Annotated in this window: 11 protein-coding genes; 8 read left to right on the forward strand and 3 right to left on the reverse strand. The window is 66.9% G+C overall.

Annotation, left to right across the window (positions count from 1 at the left end; translation table 11 throughout):
- Positions 1–431 precede the first annotated feature (431 nt).
- Together KF688_05885 and corA are read left to right on the forward strand one after the other, a co-directional pair.
- A complete protein-coding gene (locus KF688_05885) occupies positions 432–1724 on the forward strand; it encodes an endonuclease/exonuclease/phosphatase family protein (GenBank protein MBX3425191.1) in 1293 nt (430 codons plus the stop codon).
- Between the two features lie 94 nt (positions 1725–1818).
- Positions 1819–2973: a magnesium/cobalt transporter CorA gene (gene corA, locus KF688_05890; GenBank protein MBX3425192.1), complete on the forward strand. Its 1155-nt coding sequence runs from the start codon at positions 1819–1821 to the stop codon at positions 2971–2973.
- Between the two features lie 35 nt (positions 2974–3008).
- Here the strand turns inward: corA and KF688_05895 are convergent, their stop codons facing one another.
- Positions 3009–4274 (reverse strand): CinA family nicotinamide mononucleotide deamidase-related protein, encoded by a 1266-nt coding sequence (locus KF688_05895; GenBank protein MBX3425193.1) that lies wholly within the window; start codon positions 4272–4274, stop codon positions 3009–3011.
- A gap of 91 nt (positions 4275–4365) precedes the next feature.
- On the reverse strand, positions 4366–5118 hold the full coding sequence (locus KF688_05900; GenBank protein MBX3425194.1) for a hypothetical protein: 753 nt from the start codon (positions 5116–5118) through the stop codon (positions 4366–4368).
- Between the two features lie 491 nt (positions 5119–5609).
- Here KF688_05900 and KF688_05905 point away from each other — a divergent pair, with 491 nt between their 5' ends.
- The 3 genes from KF688_05905 to KF688_05915 all read left to right on the forward strand — a co-directional run bounded on the left by KF688_05905 (position 5610) and on the right by KF688_05915 (position 9135).
- Entirely contained in the window at positions 5610–6848 is a 1239-nt protein-coding gene (locus KF688_05905) for an aminotransferase class I/II-fold pyridoxal phosphate-dependent enzyme (GenBank protein ID MBX3425195.1), read from the forward strand.
- Positions 6849–6991: 143 nt separating this feature from the next.
- Positions 6992–8155 (forward strand): PLP-dependent transferase, encoded by a 1164-nt coding sequence (locus KF688_05910; GenBank protein ID MBX3425196.1) that lies wholly within the window; start codon positions 6992–6994, stop codon positions 8153–8155.
- Between the two features lie 68 nt (positions 8156–8223).
- Positions 8224–9135 (forward strand): sugar phosphate isomerase/epimerase, encoded by a 912-nt coding sequence (locus KF688_05915; protein MBX3425197.1) that lies wholly within the window; start codon positions 8224–8226, stop codon positions 9133–9135.
- A gap of 250 nt (positions 9136–9385) precedes the next feature.
- Here the strand turns inward: KF688_05915 and aat are convergent, their stop codons facing one another.
- Positions 9386–10081: a leucyl/phenylalanyl-tRNA--protein transferase gene (aat, locus tag KF688_05920; protein MBX3425198.1), complete on the reverse strand. Its 696-nt coding sequence runs from the start codon at positions 10079–10081 to the stop codon at positions 9386–9388.
- A gap of 191 nt (positions 10082–10272) precedes the next feature.
- Between aat and KF688_05925 the strand changes: the two genes are divergently transcribed.
- The 3 genes from KF688_05925 to KF688_05935 all read left to right on the forward strand — a co-directional run bounded on the left by KF688_05925 (position 10273) and on the right by KF688_05935 (position 12733).
- Positions 10273–11475: a trypsin-like peptidase domain-containing protein gene (locus KF688_05925; GenBank protein MBX3425199.1), complete on the forward strand. Its 1203-nt coding sequence runs from the start codon at positions 10273–10275 to the stop codon at positions 11473–11475.
- A 122-nt stretch (positions 11476–11597) separates the two neighbouring features.
- Positions 11598–12383 (forward strand): ISAs1 family transposase, encoded by a 786-nt coding sequence (locus KF688_05930; GenBank protein MBX3425200.1) that lies wholly within the window; start codon positions 11598–11600, stop codon positions 12381–12383.
- A 56-nt stretch (positions 12384–12439) separates the two neighbouring features.
- Entirely contained in the window at positions 12440–12733 is a 294-nt protein-coding gene (locus KF688_05935) for a transposase (protein MBX3425201.1), read from the forward strand.
- Positions 12734–12790 lie beyond the last annotated feature (57 nt).

Raw genomic sequence — 12790 nt, forward strand, 5'->3', positions numbered from 1 at the left:
CGATCGGAGTCCGTGCCCGGTTTTGACCGATTCCGGCGCCGGTCGTCATCTTCTCACTTCTTTGTCGGGGGCGGGTTCTTCTTCGGCTTGCAAAGTCGGGATTTCTTGTCCGCCGTCGCGGGGCACTTCGCGCACTTGAACTTGCCGGGCCGGTCCCACTTGTGGGGTTTGTCCTCAAGGCAACTCATGGCGATGGGTCGGTCGGTTGCGATCGGCGGGAGATCAAGGAAACCGCAGAGCCTGCGACAGCCGGATGGGATGCGCGGTTCGCAGGGCGGGGGCCAACTTGGCGCGGCGGCGCCGTCCGACAGTGAACAAACGTCCCGGCGAAAAGGTCGCCGCGAACCTGCACTCAGGCGGCGGGTTCGGTTAAACTTGCATTGTGCCCCCTTGCCGGGCCGCTGGCAATTTCCCTGACGAGGTCTCCCGTAATGTCTTGCCTGACGAGCCGACTGCCGCGAATCCTGTTGATCGCTCTGACGTTGTGCGGCGCCGGCCGCGCGCCGGCCGCCGAGGAAGCGGGGACCGCCGTCGCCGAGGCGCCGATCCACGCCGACGAGGGCCGGCCCCACATCGAGTGGCGCGACGCACGTCAGGTGATCGGCCAAGTCGCATTTGTCTACGGCAAGGTGGTTACGGCGCCGCAGGTGGGGCGGATCAACTTCATCAATTTCGATTCGAATCGCCCGGCCAAGTTCGCCGGCGTTATTTTCAACGATCACCGCGACAAGTTCCCCGAGTCGCTCAAGGACGCCTATGTCGGCAAGAACGTACGGATGCGCGGCATGGTCTCGACGTTCCAGGGGAATCCGCAAATCGTGCTCACCGACCCCGCGCAGCTGGAGGTCATCGACCTGCTGCCCGATCTCAAGCCGCTGACCGACCGGCCCCAAGGTCCTAAAGAAGGCGAACTGGTGATCGGCGCCTACAACGTGCTCAACCTGTTCGACAACATCGACGACCCGTACCGCGACGACGAGGGGACCCCAACCAAGCCGCGGAGCGAGTTGACGGCGCTGGCCAAGTCGATCAAGGCGCTCAACGCCGACGTGCTGGCGCTCGAGGAAGTCGAGAACCGGTTCTACCTGGAACGGTTCGTCGAGGTCTTTTTGCCCGACATGGGCTACGACCACGTGGTCCATTTCGAGGGGAACGACAATCGCGGGATCGACGTTTGCTTGTTGTCGCGCGTCCCGGTGGGGGTCGTCAAGTCGCACCGGCACCTAGTGTTTCCGGGGGCTTCGGGCGAGCCGCGGCGGTTCTCGCGCGACGTACTGGTTGTGACGCTGCTGCCCGAGGGCGCCAACCCGATCGAGGCCTGGGTCGTCCACCTCAAGAGCAACGCCGGGGGGCGAGAATTCGCCGAACCGACGCGTCTGGCCGAAGCGAAGGCCCTGCGCGGGCTGATCGACGCGGAACTCGAGGCCCGTCCCGACAGCGAGTTCGTCATCCTGGGGGACTTCAACGACACCCCCGAGAGCGCCACGCTCCAGACGATCGTCGGCGAGGGGGAGACGGCCCTCTGGTCGGCGGCGACGGAACTCATGGACGAGAACCCGATCACCTACAACACCGGCGAGTACAAATCGATGATCGATTTTTTGCTCTGTTCGCCGGCGCTCGCCAAGCGGCACATTTCGGGCTCGACGCGAATCATCCCCGGCTCGCCGCAGGAGACCGGGTCCGACCACAACCCGATCGCGGCGACGTTCCGGCTGAAATGAACGCCGCTCTGCGGCCGATCGAGCTTGCAGAATTCAGGGCCGCGCCGTCAGAATCTTCGCGTCGACTCTACACCAGTCAGCACGCGGACCCGTCATGGCGCGCAAAGGACGCAACGGACAGCGGAACAACCGGGCGCGAAAACCGCGCCGCCGGCTCGACCAATCGATTCATCCTCACACCCGCCCCGGCACGCTCATCGTGCCGATCGACGCCCAGCGCTCCACGCTCCGCGTCACCGCCTACGGCCCGCAGCAGCTGATCGACCGCCGCGACGCGTCGGTCGCCGACGTCGCGGAGCTTCTCGGCAAGCACCCGGTGACGTGGATCGACGCCACGGGGCTGGACAACGTCGATCTCATCACGCACCTCGGCAAACTGCTCAATCTGCATCCGCTGTCGCTCGAAGATCTGGTGAGCGTCCCGCAGCGGTCGAAGGTCGACGTCTATCCCGAGCACGTCTACTGGGTGACGCAGGTCCCCGGCTACCTGGAACGGTTGTCGACCGATCAAGTGAGCGTGTTCATCGGGCGGAACTTCCTGCTCTCGTGGCGCGAACAGCCGGACAACACGTTCGATCTGGTGCGCAAACGACTCGAGGTCGCCGGCGGGGTGACGCGCTCGGCGGGGATCGACTATCTGATGTACGCCCTGCTCGACGCGGTGATCGACAGCTACTTCCCGGTGCTGGAACGCTTCGGCGATTCGCTCGACGAGTTCGACGATCGGGTCGAGGAGGGCCCCAGTCCACGGCTGTTGCAGCGCATTCACGACGTGCGCCGCGACGTCCGCCGGCTGCGACGGATCGTCTGGCCGCTCCGCGATGCGATCGACGAACTGATTCGCGAACAGGAATGGCTCGTCACCCGCGAGACCGAAATCCATCTTCGCGATTGTCACGACCACACGATCCAGGTCATCGACACCCTGGAGAACATCCGCGACGCCTGTTCCGACCTGCGCGACTACTACGCCACGGCGATCAGCAATCGGACCAACGACATCATGAAGGTGCTCACCGTGATTGCGACGGTGTTCATGCCGCTGTCGTTCATCGCAGGGGTGTACGGAATGAACTTCGACACGAGCGCGTCGAAATGGAACATGCCGGAACTGGGCTGGCCGTTCGGGTATGCGCTGGCGTTGGGCTTGATGGGCGCCGTGGCCGGCGGGCAACTGATGTTCTTCCGCCACAAAGGCTGGCTCGGCCGTGGCTGGCGTCGCGACGACGAGGACGACGATCGGGATTGAACGCAGGAGCTTGCTGCGGCCAGGGGGGCCGCCGACTACTTCCACGCCTGCTCGGGATCCTGCTTCAAGAGCGCCAGCCGCACTGCGTTGAGGGCTTGCTTGCCGGCGCGGGGGCGCAGAATCGCGGGGTGCGACGCGCAGCCAAAGCGGAGCCGTCGCGTCCCGTCGACCGTCGCGATGGCGACGTGGAGCCGGGCGTCGGGGGAGTTCATGACCGCCGGGAACGCGGCGATCCCCAGCCCGAAATCGGCGCCGGTGCGGGCGCGAATCCCCTCGGCCAGCGCCGCTGCGACGGCGGGGGAATCGTCGGCTGCGGCGGCGGGCAATTCGGCTCCTGCAAGCGCCTCGGCCTGCGATTGCGATGCGATCGTGACGCCCCCCGCAAAGACCTCGACGCCGAGGGAGCGCCCCGCCCCGACCAGCCACTGGGCGACCAGCCCGTCGGTGGCCCGCTCGGCGACCGCGAGTGTGCGACCCTGCTCGGCGAGCAGCCGCGCGACCGCGTGCTCCAACTCGTCCTCTTCCTCGCCGAAAACGATCGCTCCCAGCGACTCGCGAATGATTGCGATGGTCGGCTCCATCGCCTCCCGACAAACCGCGTCCTCGGCGCCCGAGGCGGTGATCCGCAGCGTGATCGTGGCGTCGCTTACCGTGATGCCGACGGTCGGATCGCGCCCGCGGCGGATGAGATCGGGAAGCATCGCCTCGAGCGCGCTCTCGCCGACGCCGAAGCATTTGATCCGGCGATGCCGCGTCACATGCGGCGTCCCCAGAGCCGTGACGAGCGCGGGGCGCACCGACTCGGCCCACATCGGCTTCATCTCGGCCGGCACCCCCGGCAGGGCGAAGACGAGGCACGGCGGGCGGCCCGCCCGCTCCACCGTCACCGCGATTCCCGGGGCCGTGCCGTGCTCGTTGGGGATGGCCGACGCACCGGCGGGGAAGTCGGCCTGCACGGCATTCCGCTCGGGCATCTCGCGGCCCCGCTCGGCGAACAGCCGCCGGATGTGCGCAAGGGACGCCTCGTCGCGAACCAGCCCGACGCCGACCGCCGCGGCGAGGGCCTCGCGAGTGAGGTCGTCGGCCGTGGGCCCCAAGCCGCCGGTGACGACGACCGCTTCGACCCGCTCGATCGCCGACCGAAACGCCGCGATATTGTCGGGCAGCCGGTCCCCGATCGTCGTGTGAAATGCGACCTCAATGCCGCATTCGGTGAGTTGCTCGGCCAGCCACTGGCTGTTCGTATCGAGCCGCTGCCCGGTGGTCAGTTCGTCGCCGATGGCTATCACTTCCGCGCGCATCGCACGAGTGTGGCCTGCCGCGAGCGGTTTGGGAAGCGGGGGAAGGCTTTGCCGAATGACTCGGCGTTCTCTGTGCCCTCGAAATATTCGCCTACCGCACGAAGCTCACGCCCCAGCTCACATGGGGCGGTCCGGGCCGGCGGTGATAGTAGCCGCAGTGGGGACCCCAGTACGGGGGCGGGTAGGCTGCCGGGTAGTAATGCTCCTCGACGATCACCGGCGGACCGCCGGCGACGACCGGACCGGCCGCCGCAGGGCCGGGGCTGGACTGCATCGCCTGGATCACGTCGGTCGCCACGCCGTTGTTGTGCAGATAGATGACGTCCTGGGCGGAGAGGGGCCGAGCGACGCCGGACGTCCGGACGTAGTTCTGGATCAGCCGCGGGTCGACCCCCGAGCGAGTCATCGCGATGACCTCGTCGGCGGTGGCGGCACCGGCGGAAACTTGTCGCCCCATCTGGGCGGCAATTTCGGCGCGGTTCTGGGCTTGGATGTCGTCGAGCGCAGCGCCGGTGAGCCCGCCGGTGACGGCCCCGAGCCCGGCGCCGATCAGCGCCCCGGCCCCGGCGTCGCCGACCGCGTTGCCGACCAGCGCCCCGGCGCCGGCCCCGGCCAGCGCGCCGACCCCGGCGCCCTTGTCGGCGTAGTACGGCGAGCGGCAACCAATCGTGGCGCACGCCGCCGCCACGTACACGAGCGACGGCCGACATCCGCCGCGCAGAGTTCGCAAGGTCATGAGAATCTCGATCTGCCAGGACGTGGCGGAGAGTGCGGGGGCGGAAGGATCGCAGCGGCCATCCCCTGGGTCAAGATCGCCGTGGAGCAGGGCGGCGGCAGCTAGCACAACCGGCACATCCCGGAGGGTGAACCGCCGAGAACTCCTATGACGCCAGAAGTCGAAACACCGCAGAGGGCTCCGGAGAGACGCCGGAGGAAGACGACTCCCACGGCGTGCATCTGCGACCCCAGCCACCCTTCAATTGGGCAAATGGTATCACGACCGGCTTTGCCGGCCGCTTGCAGGGGGACGTTTCGCGGCGTACACTTGCAGTACCTCGGGATTTGTGGCCGCTTGCAGCCGACACTGCTAAAGAGCCGACGCTTGCGACGCACTCGCCTCCCGGCGACCGTCGCAGCAACAACACGCATGCTTGCCAGCCAAGCCGCAGTCACCGGGTGATTGCGGCTGTTTGCGTTTCTGGAGGTCGCCGGACTCCCCCGGCCTCGTGCGGCGCAAGATCAGTCGCCACATGGACGCCCGCGACCAGCAGTGCGACGCGTCGTCGCCCCGCCGGTTGCGATTTGCCCCAAGGCCCAAGCATGAGCACGCTCGACATGACCAGCCCGGCTTCCTCGCAGCAGCCCTCCGATTCGCGCCGCGGAGGCGAGCCGCTCGCTCCCGCGGAACTCAAGCCGGGGACGCTTGCCGTCCACGCGGGCGAGGCTCGGCAGAAGCCCGGCGACGCGATCACCGACCCGATGTTCTGCGCCTCGACCTACACGTTCGGGGACACGCAGGCCGTCATCGACTTCATCGAGGAGGAGCAGCCCCGCGAAGAGTACGGCCGTTACGGCAACCCGAGCGAACGAGTCGCCGAGCGCAAGCTCGCCGCGCTCGAAGGGGGCGAGGATGCGGTGCTCTACTCCAGCGGCATGGCGGCGATCGTCGGGGTGCTGATGGCCAAACTCAACGCCGGCGACGAGGTCATTTTCTTCGACGAGTGTTACCACCGCAGTCGCGAATTCTGCGGCAAGCACCTGTCGCGCTTCGGCGTGACGACTCGGCAGGTGAAGACGGGCGATTACGACGCCATGGAGGCGGCGATCACTCCGGCGACGCGGATGCTCGTCAGCGAATCTCCCACAAACCCCCACTTGAGCTGCGTCGACCTAGCCAAGTTCGCCGAGATCGGTCGCCGCAACGGGGTCGAGACGCTCATCGACGCGACCCTCGCGACGCCGTTCAACCTGCGGCCAATCGAAGCCGGGGTCGACTACGTTCTCCACTCGGCGACCAAATACCTCGGCGGTCACAACGACCTGCTCGCGGGGGTCGTCGTCGGCCGCAAGGAAGCGATGGACCCGGTCCGCAACCTGCGCGGGATCATGGGCGCCGTGAACGGGCCGCAGAACGTCTACTTGCTGCTGCGCGGGCTCAAGACGTTCGAGCTGCGGATGCAGCGGCACAACGAAAACGGCATGCTGGTCGCCGAGTTTCTGGAGAGCCATCCCCGGGTCGAGCGGGTCTACTACCCGGGCCTCGCGTCGCACCCGTACCATGACGTCGCTCGCAAGACGATGCGCGGCTACGGCGGGTTGGTCACGTTCCTGATCAAGGACGCCGACTGGCGAGCCACGGCCGACGTGATCGACGCGGTGAAGATCCCGCGGATCGCCCCCAGCCTGGGGGGGGTCGAGTCGCTCATTGAGCAGCCGCTGGTGATGAGCTACTACAAGCTCACCCCCGAGGAGCGGGCCAAGTTCGGCATCCCCGACAACATGATCCGCCTCGCCTGCGGCATCGAGGACGGCGAAGACCTCGTGGCCGACCTGAGCCAGGCGCTCGATCGGTAGCGGATTTGTGGCCGGATCTTGGAACCGCGAACGCGGCGAAAGACACGAAACGGAATCGGCTTGGCCGAACGGAACGGGCCAAGATGGGCGTTGGTGTTCACGACGGTTCGCGGTGTTCGCAGTTCCCCCTCCAAGAGTTCAAAATGGAATTTCGAACGCGTGCGATTCACGTCGGCAACGAGCGCTGCCCCCGGACCGGGGCGGTCGTGGCGCCGTTGCATCTCGCGTCGACATTCGTCCAGCCGGGCGCCGGGGAGTGGGGCGAATTCGATTACTCGCGTAGCGGCAATCCGACCCGCAAAGCCTTGGAAACCACGCTGGCCGACCTGGAAGGGGGCTGCGGGGCCCTCGCCTTCGCCAGCGGGATGGCGGCCACCCACTGCGTCATCGCCAGCCTCAAGACCGGCGACCACGTCGTCGCGGGGTCCGACATCTACGGCGGCACGTACCGACTGCTCCACAAGGTGACCAACCGCGCAGGAATCGACGTCACGCTCGCCGACTCGACCGACCTCGCCAAGCTCGAGGCGGCGATCACCCCGGCCACGAAGTTGGTGTGGATCGAGAGCCCCGGCAACCCGCGGATGACGATCACCGACGTCGCTGCATGCGCGGAACTTGCCCACCGCCGCGGCGCCTTGTTGGGAGTCGACAGCACGTTCGCCACCCCCGTGCTCACGCGACCGTTGGAACTGGGCGCCGACGTCGTGATGCACTCGGCCACCAAGTACATCGGCGGGCACAGCGACCTGCTGGGGGGAGCGCTCGTGGTCCGCGACCCGAAGCTGCGCGACGAGCTGTACTTCGTGCAGAACGCGACTGGCGGGGTCATGGGGCCGCTCGAGGCGTTTCTCGCGTCGCGGGGGCTCAAAACGCTCGAACTGCGGGTCCGCGAACAATGCCGCACGGCGCAGCGGCTCGCCGTGTGGTTGGCAGCCCACCCGGGGGTCGAGCAGGTCCTCTACCCCGGCCTGCCCGACCACCCCGGCCACGCAATCGCCGCCCGGCAGATGGACGGCGGCTTCGGGGCGATGATGACGTTCGTCGTTCGCGGCGATTTGTCCCGGGCGAAGAAGTTCGTCGAGTCGACTAAGCTGTTCCAATTGGCCGTCAGCCTGGGCGCCGTCGAGTCGCTTATCGAGCAACCCGCGAGCATGTCGCACGCCAGCTACGACGCCGCCGACCGGGCCAAGCACGGCATCGTCGACGGCATGGTGCGAATCTCCGTCGGGTTGGAAGCGTTCGAGGACCTGCGGGACGATTTGCAGGCGGCCTTCGACGCAATCGGCGGAGAGCGCCGCGCGTAACGCCGATTTCTGCCGGTGACGTCGGCGTCGGCCGTGGTTCAAGCAACGACTCACTGGGAGCGATAGCGATGAAGCTCGGTTTCGTCAGCGCGATCTTCGGCGATCTCTCCCTGGAGCAGACGCTCGAGCGGGCCGCGGCGATCGGGTACGACTGCCTCGAGGCGATGTGCTGGCCTCCCGGCGGGCCCGACCGCAAATACGGCGGGGTCATGCACATCGATTGCACCGACTTTCCCCAATCGCGGGCCGACGACGTCCGCGCGCTGTGCGAGAAATACGGCGTCGGGCTTTCGGCGCTCGGGTACTACTCGATCCCGCTCTCCGCGGAACAGGACCAAGCCGAGGCCGCGCAGGCTCACCTGCGCAAAGTCATCGACGCGGCGCCGAAGCTGGGACTCGCCAACGTCAACTCGTTCGTGGGGGCCAATCACACGTTGCCGCTCGAGGCGAACATGGAGTTGTTCGCCCGGGTCTGGCCCGACATTGTTCGCTATGCTGCGGACCGCGGGGTGAAGATCGGCATCGAGAACTGCCCGATGCTGTACCCGAAGACTTGGCCGTTCGGGCTCAACTTGGCCCGCACGCCGGCAATCTGGCGGCGGATGTTCGAGACGATCCCCGCGGAGAATTTCGGGCTGAATTACGACCCGTCGCACCTCGTGATGCAACTGATCGACCCGATCGCGCCGATCCGCGAGTTCGGCTCGCGGATCTTCCACACGCACGCCAAGGACATGCGAGTCGATCGGCTCCGGCTCGACGAGGTCGGATCGCTCGTCCCGCCGATGGAGCGCTGTACGGCCAAGGTCCCGGGGCTGGGCGAGATCGACTGGGGGGCGTGGATCGCCGCCCTCACCGACGTCGGCTATGACGGCCCCGTGTGCGTCGAAGTCGAGGACGAAGCGTTCGAAGGTCCCGTCGAGCGACGCCACAAGGCGCTCGAGATCAGCTACCGGGTGCTGCGACCGCTGGTGGCGTAGTCGGGGAAACTCGAAATCAGAAGAGCGAAATCCGAAACAAACTCGATACTCGAACTACGAAACGCCTGAGCATAGGCGCGGATCGAATTTCAAACCCCCGGATTTCGGTCGTGATGCCATTTGCGGCCTTGGAAGGGTGGCTGGGGTCGCAGCGCAGCGGAGCCCCCAGAGGATTCGCTGGGGGCTCACATCGTTCGACCCCAGCCACCCTTCAATTTGGCAAATGGTATACACGACCCGGATTTCGTACTTAACTTCCCCCGTTCCGCTCCCCCTGCGATTCCAGCTCGCTCCCGAACGTCACCGGCAGGTCGATCAACGCGGCGAGCCGTTTGAGATATTCGCGGCGGGGGATTTCGATGGCGCCCAGGCTGCCGGTGTGGGGGGTCCACTGCTGAATGTCCAGCAGTTGGTATCCGCGGGCTCGCAAGTGACTCACCAGCGAAGCCAACGCCGCCTTCGAGCCGTCGGTCGCCCGATGGAACATGCTCTCGGCCGCAAACGCGCCGCCGATCGCGACGCCGTAGACTCCCCCGACGAGCCGCTCCTCGTGCCAGACCTCGACGCTGTGGGCGTGCCCGCGGCGATGGAGCTCGACGTACGCGCGGATCATCTCCGGGGTGAGCCAGGTTCCCCCCTCGCGCCCCGGGCCGCGGCTGCACGCTCGTACCACCCCCTCGAAGGCGGTGTTGCATGTGGCGACGAACTGTCCGCTCCGCAGCCGCCGGGCGAGGCGACGCGATACGTGGAGCCCGTCCAGCGGCAAGACGGCGCGCGGGTCAGGCGACCACCACAGCATGGGGTCGTCGGGATAGGTCGGCCAGGGGAAAATGCCGTGGCGGTACGCGTCCAGCAGCCGCTCGACCGACAGCGAGCCCCCGACGGCCACTAACCCGATGGGGGTGGCTTGGTTGGCCGGCGGAAAATAGCGGCTGGGAGTCGTCACATTCGTCAAGCTGCGCAGTTTGTCACGCGGAAGTGCGCCAATTCTCGACGGAAGTTCTTGCCCCCGCAACCCGTGCGTCTTTTGCGGGGTTGAAGGTATAATCGAACGATCAGCGCAGCGTTGCCCTGCTTCTCCGCCGGCCGGCTCCGTGGGAGCCGCCGACCGACGCGCCCCCGCGCCCCCGACGAACTATGCAGGACGAATCGAATCTTGCGGCGACCTCTCCGACGGCCGGCGCGGTCGATCTGCCGATCCCCGCCCCGGTGCGAGCCCCCGCGGTCGACCCCCGTCGTAGCGCGATCGACGACGGCGAGGATGCGGCCCGGTTGCGGCGTCTCTTGACGCTCTTTTTCGCCCTGGCCGCGGTGCTGATCGCCCCGTCGCTGGCCGGGCAGGTGCAATACGCCCTCACCTCGGCCAAGGAGCGGGCCAAATACGACGTCGCCCGGGAGCACCTCGGCGAACTGGGACTGAGCCAACTGTCGCTTGCCTGCCGGATGGTTTCGAACAAAGTGGCCCCGTCAGTGGTGAGCATCCGCACCTCGCATCGCCACGCCGACGGGCAAGGTTCAGGCGTGATCGTCGACAAGCACGGGTACATCGTCACCAACCAGCACGTCGTCGACGGCGTCGACACGGTCGAGGTGCAACTCAGCGACGGGCGCCGCGGCTCGGCGACGGTCGTGGGGGTCGACGGGTTGATCGACGTGGCGTTGCTCAAGACCGAGCTGAGCGATCTTACCCCCGCCGAATGGGGCGACAGCGACGAGATCGAGGTCGGCGACCTCGTCTGGGCCGTCGGCAGTCCGTTCGGGCTCGAAAAGAGCACCACCTTCGGCATCCTGAGCCAGAAGGGCAGGCACGGCATCACCGATCCGTCGCGGGTCGTTCAGGAGTTTCTGCAGACCGACGCCGCCGTGAACCCGGGCAACAGCGGCGGCCCCCTGGTGAACATCCGCGGCGAGGTCGTCGGAATCAACACGGCGATCGTCGGCGCTGCGTACCAGGGGATCAGCTTCGCGATTCCCAGCGCCCAAGTGCGGGACTCGTACGAGCAACTTCGCGAGAAAGGCCGCGTCGACCGCGGATTCTTGGGGGTCCGACTCGAAGAGGTTCCCGACTACGTCGCCCGGCGGTTGGGGCTGGAATTGAACCAGGGGGTCTTCGTCCGCACCGTGAACCCGAACACGCCGGCAAGCATGGGCGGGATGGAGCCGGGGGACGTCGTGGTGGCGTGGGACGGGCAGGAGTTCTCCGACCCGGTGACCCTCAGCCAAGTGATCGCCGCCACCCCCGCGGGGAGCGACGTGCCGGTGAAGGTCTTGCGGCTCGACGGCCGCGAGCCGCGCGGCATCGATCTCAAGGTGAAAGTCGCCGCCCGACCGACGAATTGACCCGCGCGCACGCCGCAAATCCCGCAGGAGAACTGCATAGTCGATTTCATCGAACTGCGAGCGGGGCGGCTCCGTAGATGAGGGCGGCAGGGGGGCTCTTTTCTGCGGGGAAGAGGCCTGCGATGCATGCGTCGACGTTGCTTGAGGCGTTTGGTCGGCTGGAGGATCCGCGTAAGGCGCGGGGAGTGCGTCATCCGTTTGCTGGGATGGTCGTGCTGACGCTGCTGGGGATGCTGGCGCGGATTCGGGAGATGGAGGTTTTGGTCCGCTGGGCGACGGCGAACTGGGACCGACTGCGGGAGCCGCTGGGATTCGACCGGGGCGCGCCGCCCTGTGCGACGACGTTCAGCCGAACGCTCGCCAAGTGCCGGGTCGAAGAGTTTCAAGCCGCATTGACGGTCTGGCTGCGGGCGCAACTCGCCGAGGGAGCGACCCGCGGCGCGGTGGCCGTCGACGGCAAGACGGCCAAGCAAGCCGTCGACGACGATGGCGATCCATTGCACATGCTCAACGCCTTCGTTCACGACCTGCAGGTCGTCGTCGGCCAATGGTCGACCGGGACGGAGAAGACGAACGAACCGACGGTCCTGCGGCGGCATCTGGCAGAGTTGCTCGACGCCTACCCGATGTTACGACTGATCACTGGGGATGCCATCTTCGCCCAGCGGCCGCTGGCGGAATTGATCACCAGCCGCGGCTGCGACTATCTGCTGCAGGTGAAGGACAATCAGCCGGATACGCTCGACGCGCTGGTCCACTGCTTCGTCGGGGCGCCCGAGCGTCCGCCGGCCGCCCAAACGACCGAAAAGAGTAAAAGGGGGGCTTCCGAGAAACGCGCCGGATCTGGGTCGACGTCGACAACGCGACGTACATCCGCGAGGTCCTCGATCTGCCCGGCTGCCGCGTAGCGATCCGCATTGATCGCGAGGTCCGCAATGCCGCCGGCGAGCTCGTCTCGCACGACGTGCGGTACTTCGTTTCCAGCCAAGACCCGGACCAAGTCACCGCCGCCGACCTCCTGGCCGACGTGCGCAACCATTGGCGCGTCGAAAACGGCTTGCACTTCTGCAAAGACCGCTGGTGGGACGAAGACCGCCACCATACCCGCAGACCTGGACTCTCCGCCTGCCTGGCCGCCCTCAACAATGCGGCGGTGACCATCCACCGCCTTTGCTCCGATGCGGCCATCCCCCTCCGGGCCGCCGCCGACTACGTCGCCTGGAACCCCGAACTCGGGCTCCGAATGCTCAATTCCTGACTTTGCAGTTCTCCTGGCAAATCCCGCCCCCCTCTGGGCTCTCCGCGCACTCTGTGG

This window comes from Pirellulales bacterium, from assembly GCA_019636345.1.
GTDB lineage: Bacteria > Planctomycetota > Planctomycetia > Pirellulales > Lacipirellulaceae.

Bases quoted from the DNA above. Each gene is read 5' to 3' on its own strand.
- KF688_05915 (MBX3425197.1), top strand. From the start codon at position 8,224: ATGAAGCTCGGTTTCGTCAGCGCGATCTTCGGCGATCTCTCCCTGGAG.
- KF688_05930 (MBX3425200.1), top strand. From the start codon at position 11,598: ATGCATGCGTCGACGTTGCTTGAGGCGTTTGGTCGGCTGGAGGATCCG.
- KF688_05910 (MBX3425196.1), top strand. From the start codon at position 6,992: ATGGAATTTCGAACGCGTGCGATTCACGTCGGCAACGAGCGCTGCCCC.
- KF688_05895 (MBX3425193.1), bottom strand. From the start codon at position 4,274: ATGCGCGCGGAAGTGATAGCCATCGGCGACGAACTGACCACCGGGCAG.
- KF688_05925 (MBX3425199.1), top strand. From the start codon at position 10,273: ATGCAGGACGAATCGAATCTTGCGGCGACCTCTCCGACGGCCGGCGCG.
- KF688_05885 (MBX3425191.1), top strand. From the start codon at position 432: ATGTCTTGCCTGACGAGCCGACTGCCGCGAATCCTGTTGATCGCTCTG.
- corA (MBX3425192.1), top strand. From the start codon at position 1,819: ATGGCGCGCAAAGGACGCAACGGACAGCGGAACAACCGGGCGCGAAAA.
- KF688_05905 (MBX3425195.1), top strand. From the start codon at position 5,610: ATGACCAGCCCGGCTTCCTCGCAGCAGCCCTCCGATTCGCGCCGCGGA.